The sequence below is a fragment of the Algibacter pacificus genome, from assembly GCF_008033385.1.
In the GTDB taxonomy this organism is placed as follows: Bacteria; Bacteroidota; Bacteroidia; order Flavobacteriales; family Flavobacteriaceae; genus Algibacter; species Algibacter pacificus.
The window spans coordinates 51,534-68,145 of sequence record NZ_VOGY01000002.1; the positions used below are offsets into that span (position 1 = coordinate 51,534).

11 protein-coding genes and 1 CRISPR repeat array (1 of these 12 running past the window's edge) are annotated in these 16,612 nt (G+C 32.4%); of the genes, 7 read left to right on the forward strand and 4 right to left on the reverse strand.

The genetic code is table 11. The annotated features are described in order from the left end of the window. Nucleotides 1-143: 143 nt before the first annotated feature. Nucleotides 144-1,313, reverse strand: a complete 1,170-nt coding sequence (locus FQU21_RS03365) for a mechanosensitive ion channel (RefSeq protein ID WP_187269311.1) — start codon at nt 1,311-1,313, stop codon at nt 144-146. A gap of 216 nt (nt 1,314-1,529) precedes the next feature. Here FQU21_RS03365 and rocD point away from each other — a divergent pair, with 216 nt between their 5' ends. Further along, nucleotides 1,530-2,774, forward strand: a complete 1,245-nt coding sequence (gene rocD, locus FQU21_RS03370; protein ID WP_147676624.1) for an ornithine--oxo-acid transaminase — start codon at nt 1,530-1,532, stop codon at nt 2,772-2,774. Between the two features lie 70 nt (nt 2,775-2,844). On the opposite strand, the gene FQU21_RS03375 is transcribed toward rocD, so the two are convergent. Next, entirely contained in the window at nt 2,845-3,177 is a 333-nt protein-coding gene (locus FQU21_RS03375; protein WP_147676625.1) for a CCC motif membrane protein, read from the reverse strand. Between the two features lie 16 nt (nt 3,178-3,193). Next, nucleotides 3,194-3,481, reverse strand: a complete 288-nt coding sequence (locus FQU21_RS03380; protein WP_147676626.1) for a DUF2752 domain-containing protein — start codon at nt 3,479-3,481, stop codon at nt 3,194-3,196. 184 nt (nt 3,482-3,665) lie between these two features. Here FQU21_RS03380 and FQU21_RS03385 point away from each other — a divergent pair, with 184 nt between their 5' ends. Both FQU21_RS03385 and FQU21_RS03390 read left to right on the forward strand, forming a co-directional pair. Continuing rightward, complete coding sequence (locus FQU21_RS03385) at nt 3,666-3,854, forward strand: hypothetical protein (RefSeq protein ID WP_147676627.1); 189 nt, start codon at nt 3,666-3,668, stop codon at nt 3,852-3,854. An 11-nt stretch (nt 3,855-3,865) separates the two neighbouring features. After that, nucleotides 3,866-4,429: a Smr/MutS family protein gene (locus FQU21_RS03390; RefSeq protein ID WP_147676628.1), complete on the forward strand. Its 564-nt coding sequence runs from the start codon at nt 3,866-3,868 to the stop codon at nt 4,427-4,429. On the opposite strand, the gene FQU21_RS03395 is transcribed toward FQU21_RS03390, so the two are convergent. Continuing rightward, complete coding sequence (locus FQU21_RS03395) at nt 4,422-5,324, reverse strand: hypothetical protein (protein WP_147676629.1); 903 nt, start codon at nt 5,322-5,324, stop codon at nt 4,422-4,424. The genes FQU21_RS03390 and FQU21_RS03395 overlap by 8 nt on opposite strands. A 225-nt stretch (nt 5,325-5,549) precedes the next feature. Between FQU21_RS03395 and FQU21_RS03400 the strand changes: the two genes are divergently transcribed. The 4 genes from FQU21_RS03400 to cas2 all read left to right on the forward strand — a co-directional run bounded on the left by FQU21_RS03400 (nt 5,550) and on the right by cas2 (nt 12,659). Beyond that, entirely contained in the window at nt 5,550-6,698 is a 1,149-nt protein-coding gene (locus FQU21_RS03400) for a cysteine desulfurase family protein (protein WP_147676630.1), read from the forward strand. Between the two features lie 247 nt (nt 6,699-6,945). Further along, entirely contained in the window at nt 6,946-11,427 is a 4,482-nt protein-coding gene (gene cas9 / locus FQU21_RS03405) for a type II CRISPR RNA-guided endonuclease Cas9 (protein WP_147676631.1), read from the forward strand. Between the two features lie 3 nt (nt 11,428-11,430). Further along, on the forward strand, nt 11,431-12,318 hold the full coding sequence (cas1, locus tag FQU21_RS03410) for a type II CRISPR-associated endonuclease Cas1 (protein ID WP_147676632.1): 888 nt from the start codon (nt 11,431-11,433) through the stop codon (nt 12,316-12,318). Nucleotides 12,319-12,320: 2 nt separating this feature from the next. Next, entirely contained in the window at nt 12,321-12,659 is a 339-nt protein-coding gene (gene cas2 / locus FQU21_RS03415; protein ID WP_147676633.1) for a CRISPR-associated endonuclease Cas2, read from the forward strand. 706 nt (nt 12,660-13,365) lie between these two features. Beyond that, nucleotides 13,366-16,612: a CRISPR direct-repeat array (repeat unit 46 nt; unit sequence CTTGTGAATCCTCACGTAAAAATACAATTTGAAATCAATTCACAAC) (it continues 754 nt past the right edge of the window).

The following is a 16,612-nucleotide window of genomic DNA, read 5'->3' on the forward strand; positions in this document are numbered from 1 at the left end:
AAATATAAAGATGTTTTTAGGTTGAAAAGGAGTAAGTTGAGTATTCAATTTCGGTTTAATTGGTATAAAATTTTGCATGAATTCCATAAAAAAAGCTGCTTAGTAAATTACCAAACAGCTTTTTTATGCTTATATTAAATGGGTTATTTTTTATTGAATTTGTTAAGTATTTTATCCATTTGTTTTCCTGCGGCTTCACGACCACCAAGTCCGAAAGATAGGATAATGGTTAGCGCAACGGTACCTAAAGAAATTCCAAAGGCTAGGTTTATAATTTCATCGGCAAGCCCCATAGTTCTTAAACTGATGGCTAAGAAAATAGCGATTATTGCAATTCTAATAATAGAGGCAACAAACGTATTATCATCATTTTTAGAGAAATTAGTGGCTGCAACAGAAGCAATCCAGTTTCCTAAAGCTAAAATTACTAGTCCAAAAATTATTTTTCCAGAATAGTTAGTAATGGTGTATAAAATATCTGTTAAATAACCAAATTCTAGTTTATCAACAGCAGTTGTAAGACCAAACAAAATAATAAAATAATACACTAAGTTACCTATAATTTTAACCAAATTGGTGCTTCCGGTAACGGCTCCTAAACCAGCTTTATTAAAAAAGTTGTTTAGGTTCATACTGTTTAGTAAGTCTTTTATAAGTTCGCTTAAAAAACGGCCCCCAACTACAAAAATTATGATAATAATAGCGGCTAGTATTACTTTTGGAATAGCGCTAAAAAAGTCCTTTAACATAGTTGTTGCAGGTTCCGAAATGGCATCCATATTTAAGATATTAAAAGCTGAGATAAGTAGCGGAATAAAAATAAATATGAAAACAATTTTTTTAATAACATTAACGATATCAATGTTTTCAGGCAGCTTTAATTTAGGTGTTAATTTTTGAATAGAATCTCCCGAAAGTTCCACCAGTTCTGATACTATAGTGGCTAACATATAGCCAATATAACTTACCAAGCCCGCTCCAATAATATTAGGAATAAAACCAGTAAACTCACTAAGCATATTTTTTAAAGGGTCCAGTACGTTACTCATACCAAGTTTCTCAAGGGCTAACAAGAAAACGAAAATCATTATTAAAAAGTAAATTAACTTGCTAATAAATTTTGAAAGACTAAGGTTGGAGTTTTTTAATTTATTATCGATTCCTGTTTTTTGTAATAATTTAAAAATAAGTCGTTTTAGTAATCCGGCAACAAACCATCCAATAATAAGAATGATTAGTGCGGCTATGGCTCCAGATAAGTTTGCACCAACAGTTTCGGTAAAATTGTCCAATACATTTGATAAATAATTCATAATTTTTGTGTTGTTGATTAATAAATAGTTACTGTTTAGACACATAAAGGATTAAAAAGACACTTTTTGAATGAATATTTTATAAATTTGAACTTCTTAGGGATGATTTCTCTCCCACGCTGAATTTTCGAAACCACGAAAGGATAAAGGTAGAGAAGGAATGGTTATTTTATAATATCCATTTTTTTTGGATATCAACATTTAAATTTTTTTAAAATGGCTGTTTTAGAGCAATTAACTTCGCAACAAGCGATAGATTTAGAAAACAAGTATGGTGCACATAATTACCATCCGTTACCGGTAGTATTAAGTAAAGGAGAAGGGGTGTACGTTTGGGATGTAGATGGGAAACGATATTACGATTTCTTGTCGGCATATTCGGCAGTAAACCAAGGACACTGTCATCCAAAAATTGTCAATGCGATGGTACAACAAGCGCAAACATTGGCATTAACTTCGAGAGCATTTTATAATGATATGCTTGGGAAGTATGAAAAGTTTGCCTGCGAATTTTTTGGATTCGATAAGCTTTTGCCAATGAATACCGGTGCCGAAGCGGTAGAAACAGCATTGAAACTATGTAGAAAATGGGCTTACGAAGTAAAGGGTATTGCAGAAAATGAAGCTGAAATTATAGTATGCGAAAATAATTTTCATGGCCGGACTACTACTATAATTTCGTTTTCTAACGATCCTGTGGCGCGTAAAAATTTTGGACCCTATACCAACGGATTTATTAAAATTGAATATAATAATTTAGACGCTTTAGAATCCGTTTTAAAAAACAACCCAAATATAAGTGGTTTTTTAGTAGAACCGATACAAGGCGAGGCCGGGGTTTATGTGCCCGATGAACATTATTTATCAGGCGCCAAAGCATTATGCGAAAAGTACCATGTGCTTTTTATAGCCGATGAAGTGCAAACAGGAATTGCTAGAACCGGAAAATTACTAGCCGTAGATCATGAAAACGTAAAACCTGATATTTTAATTCTTGGAAAAGCCATTAGTGGAGGCGTTTACCCCGTATCGGCAGTGTTAGCCAATAATAGTATTATGGATGTGATAAAACCAGGAAACCACGGCAGTACTTTTGGTGGAAATCCTGTTGCAGCAGCTGTGGCAACAGCAGCATTAGAGGTTATTCGTGATGAAAAACTTGCAGAACGCGCATCGGTTTTAGGCGATTTGTTTAGAAAAGAACTTAATAAATATATTGAAACCAGTAAAATTGTAAACTTAGTTCGCGGTAAAGGTTTACTAAACGCTATTGTGATTAATGATGATGAAGAAAGCGATACAGCATGGAATATTTGTTTGGCTTTACGTGATAATGGATTGCTAGCAAAACCAACACATGGTAACATTATTCGTTTTGCACCACCTTTAGTGATGACCGAAGAACAATTATTAGACTGCGTTTCTATTATTACAAAAACATTATCTCAATTTGAAGAGTAATAGATTTCTAAAAAATAGAGCATAAAAAACGCGACCCAATGGTCGCGTTTTTTATTATTTAAACATTGGGTTATTGTCCCATCATTTCTTGCATTCTTTCTCTAAGTAAATCTTGGTCTTGCATAGTCTCCCATCCAAAAGTAGTTACTAACCACAGTACAAAAAGTAAATATAAAACACTTAATATTACTCCTATAATAGCAAGAATTTTTCCTGTTTTTATATTTTGTATTCCAGAATATTCTTCAGGTGAGGCATTGTAAATAGCGATTGATTTTTTCGCTAAAACAATGGCAACTATACCAAGTATTAAACCAATAATACCATAGCAACAACAGGTGACTATAGATAAAATTCCGAATACTAAAATAAGCGTTGTGTTAGGTAGTTTTTGTTTTTCCATGGTATATTTTTAAGTGTTAATTATAAAAGTTTTTTATGATGTAGCTCGTTACAATAATGACTAAATTTAAAATCCCAAGAGCAACGGTTATTTTATGCGAAAAATTAATTTTTTTAAATAGGGTTAAAACTATAAAGCCAAAAAGTAATATTAAAGTATAAATAGCAGGGTACATTTTAAAAGCTGCTACAAATTCTCCTTGAAAAAGAAGCGAAATAGAACGCTGCATACCACAACCCATACACTCTACACCAAAGAGCTCTTTGTTTAGGCAAGGCAACATGTATTTTTCTAGAGATTGCATATAAAATATAGTTTTGCTACTTGCTAAAATACTAAAAGCCCGCAAACAAAAAAATGCTTTATGCTTTTTTGTTTACAAGCTTTTTAGTTTAATAGGAGAAGCGAGTAGCCAACAATATATTTTATTAAAATTTAAGAACATGTTAGCCAATTTTTTTTGGGTAGAATTTACTTAAATTTGTGGCATGAAGTATTTAAATTATATCTTAATTGTTGTTGGAGCAATAATAGCCATGTATGCTAAGGTTAATGATGGGCAAAACCAATATATATTAATTTCTGGAATTGTGTTTTTAATGATGGGTATTTATAGGGTGTCTAGAACGATACCGAGTAAGAAGGAAGAAGATTGGAATAACAATGAAGACATTTAAAATTAATTGATATGAAATTTAAAGTAAACGATTTTGTTTTAGTTTTAGATGAAAATTTATCTGGGAAAATAAAAAGGATAGAAGGAAATACGGTGTTTATTGAAACAACGGACGGGTTTTTACTTGATTTTGAAGAAGATGAATTGGTTAAAGATACTTCTAAAAATGATTTTAAAACCGGATTATTTTCTCATAAAAGTATCAGTGCTGTTTTGGATGAAAAGGAAAAACCAACGCGCAGAAAATCTATAAAAGTAAAACCAAAAGATAGGTTTGAACCTACTATGGAGGTCGATTTACATATTAATCAATTGGTTAAATCGGCTAGAGGTATGAGTAATCATGATATGTTGACGATTCAATTAGATACGGCAAGGCAAAAACTAGATTGGGCCATAGCAAAACGTATACAAAAAATAGTATTTATCCATGGTGTAGGCGAAGGCATACTAAAAATGGAATTGGAATACCTTTTTGGACGCTATAATAATGTGAAATATTACGACGCGAATTACCAAAAATATGGTTTAGGTGCAACCGAAGTTTATATTTACCAAAACGTAAGTCCTAATTAAAATTTGGTGTTTCAGTTGTTGAAGTCGATAGGCTACTGTCGCTTAAGGTTCCAAAATCAAATTCATCTTGAGATAAAAAGCTTAAACTAATATCAGATAGCGTAACCGTTACCAAATAAGTTTGATAAATAGTATGCGAGCGATACGCTGTTGCAGGTACAGTATTGTTTACTTCTTCGTTTAGATAATCGGGACCAATAAGACTATTTGTCGTGTCGTTTTTCGGGTTTTGATCTTGCAAGTTGTTTTCTTCATCACGTGTTAAAACGCCATCACCATCATCATCATCATCCAAATAATCAGGAGTGCCGTCACCGTCGGTGTCTTGTGCATCATCTAAGTTTCCATTACCATCTGGATCAGGATTTTCATCAGCGGTTAATACATTATCCCCATCATCATCCACATCAATATAATTTGGTATACCATCGCCGTCCGTATCATCATCAGTTAAATCGCCATTTCCATTAATATCTTCTAATTCGGCAGGAACACCATCGTTATCATCTTTGGTAAGTACAGTTAAAAATTTCGCAGTACAGGCATCACTTTCGCTAGAAGAAATAATAACATCTTCAGGAATATCGCTACAGAATAAGCCAGAGGGTAAACTTTCATCTTGATACGTTCTATAATAAAATGTGGCGCTTTTTTCTACCTCTAAGGTGCCATTGTTATCAATTTTTAAAAGTTCGGCTAAAGTATAATTAGAAATTAAAACAGAAATAGATTCCGATGGATCATTTTTCGTTTTAAACAGGACCAAATCAGTTACGCCTTCGCAGGCACTAAAATCATCGTCAAATTCAAGATCTACAGTAATTATATCACCGTCATCACAACTTTGAGTTGAAATAAAAAAAACACCTATAAATATATAAAGTAACTTGCGCATTGCATTCCTTGTTTGCCACAAAAATAGTGGAAATGTTATTGATAACAAATAAAGTTTAAAATTACCGATTAAAATCGTTTTTAGCATCTTTTTAATAAACTGAAATGTTTCATAAAAAAGAATGAATTAACTTAATTTCAAATCTTATAAAATTCATTTAATCTAATAACGAACCATATTAGAAATAATTTTATTTAAAGTACTTTTGTGGTTCAAAACTTTGCTATGAAACCAGTTTATTTTGATAATGCCGCAACAACAGAATTACGCGATGATGTTGTAAATGTAATGACGAACGTTTTGAAGTCGAACTTTGGAAATGCTTCATCCTCACATGGTTTTGGGCGTTCATCAAAAACGTTAATTGAAAAATCTAGAAAAGCGATAGCGCGTGCACTTAACGTTTCTGCAAGTGAAATTATTTTTACATCGGGAGGGACCGAAGCGGATAATTTAATTTTAAATAGTGCCGTTAGAGATTTAGATGTTAAACATATTATTACGAGTAGAATTGAACATCACGCCGTTTTACACACGGTTCAAGCTTTGCAGGACGCTTATAATATTGCGGTGAGTTATGTGAATTTGGATGCCCATGGTAGTATAGATTTCGATCATTTAGAAACCTTATTACAAACTGATCAAAAAACATTGGTGAGCCTGATGCATATTAATAATGAAATTGGAAATATTACCGATATTAAATATGTTGCCAATTTGTGCAAAGTGAATCATGCTTATTTTCATAGTGATACAGTACAATCTATCGGGCATTATAATTTAGATTTACAAGATATAAAAGTGGATTTTATTACAGCTGCGGCACATAAATTTCATGGACCAAAAGGTGTGGGATTTGCTTTTATTAGAAAAAACTCTGGATTTTTAAAACCTTTAATCTTTGGAGGCGAACAGGAGCGTGGTTTGCGTGCCGGCACCGAGAGTGTGCATAATATTGTAGGTTTAGAGTGGGCTTTAAATCTCTGCATAGAAAATATTGAAAAGGAATATGACTATATAAAAGGTTTAAAACAGTATTTTATAGATGAAATTCGCTCGGCTATTCCTGGAGTTACATTTAATGGGCTGTCTGCAGATTTTGATAAAAGCACTTATACTATGGTTAATGTGCGTTTACCAATTACCACAAGCGGATTGGATATGTTGCTTTTTCAGCTAGATTTAAAAGGCATTGCCTGTTCTAAAGGGAGTGCTTGCCAGAGTGGAAGTAATAAAAAATCGCATGTGTTATCCGAAATTTTATCCGGGGACGCATTAGAAAAACCATCTTTACGGTTTTCTTTTAGCATTTTTAATACCAAAAAGGAAGTGGATTATGTAATTTCTGTATTGAAAGATTTTACTTGCATTTAAAACTTCTTTATTAAAACATCCTAATCATAGTATTCAATCGTTTAGATTGTTATAAAATGAAAGCGACAACCGAGGTTGCCGCTTTAAATGTTTTCACAACGGAATAATCCTTATTGTGAATTGATTTCAAATTGTATTGCGAATATAATAAAAATATTGCAATAATTTCTTACTTTTATAATTCAAACGCTTTTTTTTATTAAAAATATATTCAGTTGCCTCTTTGCAATTGAAATACACATGTAGTATGAGAAAAATATTAGGATTAGATTTAGGAACCAATTCAATTGGTTGGTCTGTAATTTTACAAGATTTAGAGAAACAAAAAGGAGAAATTATTGGAATTGGGTCTCGGATAATACCGATGAGTCAAGATATATTAGGCAAGTTTGATTCTGGAGTATCAATATCGCAAACGGCCGAAAGAACAAGCTATAGAGGCATTAGACGCCTATATCAAAGAGATAATTTACGAAGAGAGCGTTTACACAGAGTTTTAAATATTTTGGGTTTTCTTCCTCCTCATTATGCAGACAATATTGATTTTGAAAAACGATTAGGGCAATTTAAGGAAGGAACAGAACCTAAATTGGTGTACCGAAAAGATGAAACCGGGAAATATCATTTTATTTTTCAAGATTCTTTTTACGAAATGGTAGACGAGTTTAAGTCTTATGGAAAAGATGTAAAAATTCCATACGATTGGACTTTGTATTACTTACGGAAAAAAGGTCTATCAAAACCTTTAACCAAAGAAGAATTAGCTTGGATAATACTAAATTTTAATCAAAAAAGAGGATATTATCAACTACGAGGAGAAGAAATAGACGAAGAAAAAAATAAGCAATTTGTTCAGTTGAAAGTTAAAGACGTTATCGACTCTGGGGAAAATGTAAAAGGGAAAACACTCTATAATGTAGTTTTTGAAAATGGTTGGGAATATTCTAAGCAAATTGTAAAAACCGAAGATTGGATAGGTAGAACAAAAGAGTTTATCGTAACAACGTCAACCTTAAAAAATGGCGACATTAAAAGAACGTTTAAAGCCGTAGATTCTGAAAAAGATTGGCCTGCCATAAAAGCAAAAACAGAACAAGAAATAGCTAAATCGGGCAAAACAGTTGGCGAGTACATTTATGAGTCTTTGTTGAAAGATCCCACGCAAAAAATTAGAGGGAAGCTAGTAAAAACTATTGAACGAGAGTTTTATAGAAAAGAATTCGAAAAAATACTTTCCAAACAAATAGAATTACAACCAATACTATTTACTAGTACATTATATAAATCTTGTGTTGAAGAGTTGTACTCAAGAAACGAAGCTCATCAAAACAGTATAAAAGATAAAGGTTTTCAATATTTGTTTACAGAAGATATTATCTTTTATCAAAGACCTTTAAAAAGTCAAAAATCTAATATATCGGGGTGTCAATTAGAGTATAGAAGCTATAAAAAAGAAAATAAGGAAACAGGAAAAATTGAAGAAATAAAAGAGGCTGTAAAAGCGATTTCTAAATCACACCCTTTGTTTCAAGAGTTTAGAATTTGGCAATGGTTGCAAAACGTTAAAATTTACAATAAAGAAAAGATTGTTAATGGGAAGTTAGAAGATGTTACTTCTACGCTTTTAAAAACAGAAGAAGATTGGGTGAATTTATTTGATTTTCTACACGGTAAAAAAGAATTAGAGCAAAAGCAGTTTGTAGACTATTTTGTTAAAAAGAAATTAATTGATAAAAAAGAGAAAGACCACTATCGTTGGAACTATGTAGAGGATAAAAAATATCCTTTTGCAGAAACTAGAGCTCAATTTATAAGTCGATTAAGTAAAATAAAAGGAGTAGCAGATGTCGAAAACTTTCTATCTGAAAAAACACAGGTTGGCACTAGAAAAGATAGTCCATTTATGCCTAGAATAGAGCAATTATGGCATATTATTTATTCGGTTTCTGATATTAATGAATACAAATCGGCTATAGAAAAATTTGCAGTAAAACACAACTTAGACCAAGAATCTTTTGTAAGCAATTTTGCTAAATTCCCACCTTTTAAAAGTGATTATGGAAGCTATTCTAAAAAGGCGATTACTAAACTTTTGCCTGTGATGCGAATGGGTAAATATTGGAACGAATCTGATGTTTTAGATGAAATAAAAGAAAGGGCGAACTCCATTATGGAGCGAGTAAAAGTCTTAAGGCTTAAAGGGAATTATACGGATAGAGAATTTTCTGAAGTCCTTACGCAAATAAGTGATGATGATATTCAAAAACAATTGATAAAGAGTTTTGTGTCTTTTAAAGATAAAAATCCATTAAAAGGTTTAAATACATATCAAGCTACCTATTTGGTTTATGGAAGGCATTCGGAAGTAGGAGATATTCAGCATTGGAATAGTCCAGATGATATAGATAATTATTTAGAAAACTTTAAACAGCATTCTTTACGTAATCCTATTGTTGAGCAAGTTATTACCGAAACGCTGCGAGTAGTTAGAGATATTTGGAAATATTATGGGAATAGTGAAAAAGATTTTTTTAATGAAATCCATGTAGAACTTGGAAGAGAAATGAAAAACCCTGCGGGAAAAAGAGAGGAAATATCTAAAAGGAACACCGAAAATGAAAACACCAATCACCGCATAAAAGAAGTTTTAAAAGAGTTAATGAACGATGCCTCTATAGATGGGGATGTCCGTGATTATTCGCCTAGTCAACAAGATTTATTAAAAATTTATGAGGAAGGAGTCTATCAAAACCCAAAAGCTGATTTTTCAAAAGTAAGTGAAGATGAAATTCAAAAAATAAGAAGAAGTAACAACCCTACTTCAAAAGAAATTCAACGTTATCGACTTTGGTTAGAGCAAGGTTATATTTCCCCATATACAGGAAATCCAATAAGGTTAAGTGAGTTATTTACGCATAAATATCAAATAGAACATATAATTCCACAATCTCGTTATTTCGATAATTCTTTGAGTAACAAAGTAATTTGCGAAAGTGAAGTAAACGAAGACAAAAGCAATAAAACGGCATATGAGTATTTGGCAGAGAAAAAAGGTAGTGTTGTTGATGGACATAAACTATTAAGTATAGAGGAATATGAATCCCACGTAAACAAGTATTTTAAAAGCAATAAACAAAAACTCAAAAACCTACTGAGTGAAGATATTCCAGAAGGTTTTATCAATAGACAATTAAACGATAGCCGATACATTAGTAAACTTGTAAAAGGTTTATTGAGTAATATTGTAAGAGAAGATAATGAGCAAGAAGCGACTTCAAAAAACTTAATTCCGGTAACAGGGGTGGTTACATCAAAGCTAAAACGAGATTGGGGCTTAAACGATAAGTGGAATGAAATTATAAAGCCACGCTTTGAACGTTTAAATAAACTAACCAATTCTAATAACTTTGGTTTTTGGGACAACAAAATTAATGCCTTTAGAATTCAAGTACCCGATGAAATTAGCAAAGGGTTTAATAAAAAAAGAATAGACCACCGCCATCATGCTTTAGATGCTTTGGTTGTAGCTTGTACAACTAGAGAACATACCCATTATTTAAATGCCTTAAATAATGAAAAGAAAAACTATGGTTTACGTGATAAATTATTGATTAAAAATAAACAAGGAGATTATACCAAACATTTTTTAATGCCTTGGGATAATTTTGCTACAGAAACTAAAAACCAACTAGAAAAAATCGTTATTAGTTTCAAGCAGAATTTACGTGTTATCAATAAAGCTAACAATAAATTCTGGTCTTATAAAGATGAAAATGGTAACCTAAATCTAGATAAGAGAGGGAAACCTGTTAAAAAACTTCGTAAACAAACCAAAGGCGATAATTGGGCAATACGAAAGGCAATGCACAAAGAAACTGTTTCAGGGATTTATAACATAGACACCCCTAAAGGAAAAATAGCTACTGCTGTTAGAGTAGCTTTAACAGAAATTAAAAATGAAAAACATTTGGCAAAAATTACAGACGAGCGAATTAGAGAGGTGATTTTACCGAATCATTTAAAAAATTATTTAGATAAAGATGGAAAACCAAAATACGATGAAGCCTTTAATCAGGAAGGGATAGAAGATTTAAATAAAAATATAGTTGAACTGAATCTAGGAAAAAATCATCAACCAATTTATAAAATAAAAATATTTGAAGTAGGGAGTAAGTTTTCAATTTCTGAAGACTATAATTCGGCAAAAAACAAAAAATATGTAGAAGCAGCTAAAGGAACCAATCTTTTTTTTGCCGTTTATTGGGATGAGAAAAAACAAAAACGCAATTTTGAAACAGTGCCTTTAAATGAAGTAATTACCCATCAAAAGCAAGTAGCTTATTTACCGAAAACAGAACGCCTGCCTATTCAGCCTAATTTTAAAAAAGGAACATTTTTATTTACACTTTCTCCAAATGATTTAGTCTATGTTCCTACAAATGAAGAGTTGGATAATAAAGATGCTATTGATTTTAATAATTTGAGTAAGGAACAAATTAATCGAATTTATAAAATGGTAAGTTGCACTGGAGTAGAGTGTCATTTTGTTCCAAACAAAACGGCAAAAGAAATAAAGAAAAATGAAAATGGTACGAATAGCAAAAATGAAAGGATACAAGACTTTTACAATGGAGAGTGTATTTATGATATAAAAGAAAAGCCCGTTATGATTAAAGAAAGGTGTATCAAACTAAAAATAGATCGCTTAGGCAATATTTCAAAAGTATAAAAGATGATTAAAAGAACCATTTACATAGGCAATCCAACCCATCTTAAACTAAAACACCAACAAATGGTGGTGCAAGAACCCAAAGGAGAGGTAAAAGGTACGGTGCCTATAGAAGATGTGGCTTTGTTGGTATTAGATCATTATCAAATAACTATTAGCACACAACTCATCAATCAATTACAAGGAAATGGTGTGTGTATTGTTACTTGCGATACACATCATTTGCCTTTTGGAATTACTTTGCCTTTGTATGGACACACCGAACATTCTGAGCGCGTGAAGTACCAATTAGAAGCAAGCGAACCCTTAAAAAAACAATTATGGAAACAAACCATTCAACAAAAAATTAAGAACCAAGAAGCTTTGCTAAAACTCAATAACCGAGTTTATGAACCTATGGAGGAGTACAGAACCGCTACCAAAAGTGGCGACACTACCAATACCGAAGGCAAAGCAGCACAACATTATTGGAAACATTTGTTTCCAGAATTTCAGCGAAATCGTTTTGGAGAAGCTCCCAATGCCTTGTTAAATTTTGGCTATGCCATTTTACGAAGTATTGTGGCCAGAGCTTTGGTAAGTTCTGGATTGTTACCGGTATTAGGTTTATTTCATAAAAACAAGTATAATCCGTATTGTTTAGCCGATGATATTATGGAGCCTTATCGACCTTTTGTAGATAAAATGGTGGTAAATCATGTAAATAATTACGGAGATACAGACGAGTTAACCAAAGAAGTAAAAGCCTATTTATTAGGCATTGCTACCCAAGATGTTTGGATAGATGGACAACAAAGACCTTTGCTAGTAGCAGTTACTACTACAACAGCCTCTTTATACAAATGTTATACAGGAGAATTACGAACCATTAAATATCCTGAATTAGATTAACTATGTCACAAGACAGATTTAACGCTTATAGAATTATGTGGGTATTGGTGTTTTTTGATTTACCAACCGAAACCAAAGTAGAACGAAGATCGGCCAGTGTGTTTCGTAAGAATTTGATTAAAGATGGATTCGATATGTTTCAGTTTTCTATCTATTTACGGTGTTGCCCCAGTAGAGAAAATGCTAACGTACACATTAAACGTGTTAAAAATGCTTTGCCCAAACATGGTAAAATTGGAATTTTATGTGTTACGGATAAACAATTTGGAAACATGGAATTATTTCACGGTAAAAAACAGACCGATTTGCCTGGTACAACGCAACAATTAGAGCTCTTTTAAAGGCCTTCGAGCGGAGTAGAGAAGCAATTCTATATATAGTTAAATTATAAAAATGTAAGGAAGATTATATATTTAGAATACTATAAAAGAACGTAAAAATTATTTAACAATAAAGGTCATCGAGCGGAGTCGAGATGAGAAACATTTAATTATATAGAGTAAAATACAGGCGGAATAAATAAATGGTTCTCGACTCCGCTCGAACACCAAAACAAGATATTCCATTTCTTAAAAAAATAGCAGCTATTTATGTTTTCTGATGACACTCTTTTTTATAAAATAAAAAACACCTAACTATAAAGGTCATCGAGCGGAGTCGAGATGGGAAACACTTAATTATAATAGAGTAAAATACAGGGAGGAATAAATAAACGGTTCTCGACTTCGCTCGAACACCAAAACAAGATATTCCATCTCCTAAAAAAATAACGGCTATTTATGTTTTCTGATAACACACTTTTTTATAAAATACAAAACACTTAACAATAAAGGTCATCGAGCGGAGTCGAGATGGGAAACACTTAATTATATAGAGTAAAATACAGGGGAAAAAATAAATATATGGTTCTCGACTTCGCTCGAACACCAAAACATTAGAATAGGAAAATTCAAGTTTAAAACAGACGAAACCAACAAAAAAAATAATTTTTTAATTTCTAAAAAGGAATCCCCAAACCTTTATTTATCTAAAGTTTTGGGGATTGACCTTGTGAATCCTCACGTAAAAATACAATTTGAAATCAATTCACAACGGACTTATGGGCGCAAATTTATTTACTGGACTTGTGAATCCTCACGTAAAAATACAATTTGAAATCAATTCACAACAATCTAAAAACAAGGTGTAAACCTTAGTGTCTTGTGAATCCTCACGTAAAAATACAATTTGAAATCAATTCACAACTAAACTTGTGTACATCGCCAAAAAGCATTTCTTGTGAATCCTCACGTAAAAATACAATTTGAAATCAATTCACAACAAACCACTAATTGACTTGCCGCAGCAATTTCTTGTGAATCCTCACGTAAAAATACAATTTGAAATCAATTCACAACGCGAAGATGGCCAAAACATTAAACGGTTTGCTTGTGAATCCTCACGTAAAAATACAATTTGAAATCAATTCACAACGACGGAGTCAGTTATGAGGTTCAGTCGGGTACTTGTGAATCCTCACGTAAAAATACAATTTGAAATCAATTCACAACGTAACATCGCAACATAAAGCGTAAGTAATGCTTGTGAATCCTCACGTAAAAATACAATTTGAAATCAATTCACAACTCATTAATCTTCTAAACAATTCATCTGTTTCTTGTGAATCCTCACGTAAAAATACAATTTGAAATCAATTCACAACAGCTTCATACATGCTGTTATACCCAATACTCTTGTGAATCCTCACGTAAAAATACAATTTGAAATCAATTCACAACGAAATTATAGCCAAAATAGAAGACGAAGCTCTTGTGAATCCTCACGTAAAAATACAATTTGAAATCAATTCACAACAAGTTCAGAGGCACAAATGAAGATAGTGACCTTGTGAATCCTCACGTAAAAATACAATTTGAAATCAATTCACAACGTGTCTATCATCATTAGCTACAATTAGATACTTGTGAATCCTCACGTAAAAATACAATTTGAAATCAATTCACAACGGGCTTGTGGTGCAAGTACGCCTCCCTGTACTTGTGAATCCTCACGTAAAAATACAATTTGAAATCAATTCACAACTGTAAACAATGTTTTTCTAAACTCATAGACCTTGTGAATCCTCACGTAAAAATACAATTTGAAATCAATTCACAACTAGTATTTACGGCTTGCAGTTTGTTTCGCCCTTGTGAATCCTCACGTAAAAATACAATTTGAAATCAATTCACAACTGTGGATAGGGAATAGATTGTATGAGGTAACTTGTGAATCCTCACGTAAAAATACAATTTGAAATCAATTCACAACACGCGATAAGTAGCGGAAAAACAAAAACCACTTGTGAATCCTCACGTAAAAATACAATTTGAAATCAATTCACAACTGCTTTGATGAAGCAAATCCATTTCCCGTTCTTGTGAATCCTCACGTAAAAATACAATTTGAAATCAATTCACAACGCATCGTAAACGCGTTTAATAAAGTCGCTTCTTGTGAATCCTCACGTAAAAATACAATTTGAAATCAATTCACAACCAACGTACAGGACGGGCAAAGCCCAAGAAGCTTGTGAATCCTCACGTAAAAATACAATTTGAAATCAATTCACAACCATTAATCACATAGCGCGCGTATAAATAGGCTTGTGAATCCTCACGTAAAAATACAATTTGAAATCAATTCACAACCAGGTGCCACGGTTACTGCAGGCCATCCTGCTTGTGAATCCTCACGTAAAAATACAATTTGAAATCAATTCACAACACGCTTTGCTCGAGAGAAAATTTAATAAGGCTTGTGAATCCTCACGTAAAAATACAATTTGAAATCAATTCACAACAAGAAGTTAGAAATAACAGGAAGAAAGTTGCTTGTGAATCCTCACGTAAAAATACAATTTGAAATCAATTCACAACGTGATGATGGTTCGCCTTTAAAAAATATGACTTGTGAATCCTCACGTAAAAATACAATTTGAAATCAATTCACAACATAATGCCACAGGTTACACCCACCAAGATACTTGTGAATCCTCACGTAAAAATACAATTTGAAATCAATTCACAACAGAAAGTACAAGCGAGTTTTAAGCGTGTGGCTTGTGAATCCTCACGTAAAAATACAATTTGAAATCAATTCACAACGCTTCTGTGATGCTGTTATGCGTTCGTTTGCTTGTGAATCCTCACGTAAAAATACAATTTGAAATCAATTCACAACGCTGCCTAGTGAAGAGAGACAAGAAAGATACTTGTGAATCCTCACGTAAAAATACAATTTGAAATCAATTCACAACTAGTGTTTGCGCTGTTTAAAACGTCATTATCTTGTGAATCCTCACGTAAAAATACAATTTGAAATCAATTCACAACTATTGCGCTCAAACTTGTCTTTTTCTTCATCTTGTGAATCCTCACGTAAAAATACAATTTGAAATCAATTCACAACAAATCGTCCAACTGGCTTCACTAGCTATTTCTTGTGAATCCTCACGTAAAAATACAATTTGAAATCAATTCACAACGAGAATAGCGAGTTGCCTATGAATAGAGAACTTGTGAATCCTCACGTAAAAATACAATTTGAAATCAATTCACAACGGTGTGTAATTAAAATAATTCAGTAACTATCTTGTGAATCCTCACGTAAAAATACAATTTGAAATCAATTCACAACGTGTGTATTTAGCCATTTTGTCTGTAAAATCTTGTGAATCCTCACGTAAAAATACAATTTGAAATCAATTCACAACCAATTCTTTACTGTTTTTAATACGTGCTATCTTGTGAATCCTCACGTAAAAATACAATTTGAAATCAATTCACAACTGCGTTGCTACTCCCTCATTCTCCAAGAACTCTTGTGAATCCTCACGTAAAAATACAATTTGAAATCAATTCACAACGTTTATCTTCATTACTTTTCAAAATCCATTCTTGTGAATCCTCACGTAAAAATACAATTTGAAATCAATTCACAACGCAACACCTATTAATTGAGTTTGTTCAAGACTTGTGAATCCTCACGTAAAAATACAATTTGAAATCAATTCACAACACATAATGAGTTATCCTAAAAAAGTAAACGCTTGTGAATCCTCACGTAAAAATACAATTTGAAATCAATTCACAACAAAAAGCCTACACAATAACTAAAGAAGTTGCTTGTGAATCCTCACGTAAAAATACAATTTGAAATCAATTCACAACGGCGAAAAGGGTTGGGGGTTTTACGTGGATACTTGTGAATCCTCACGTAAAAATACAATTTGAAATCAATTCACAACTGTTAA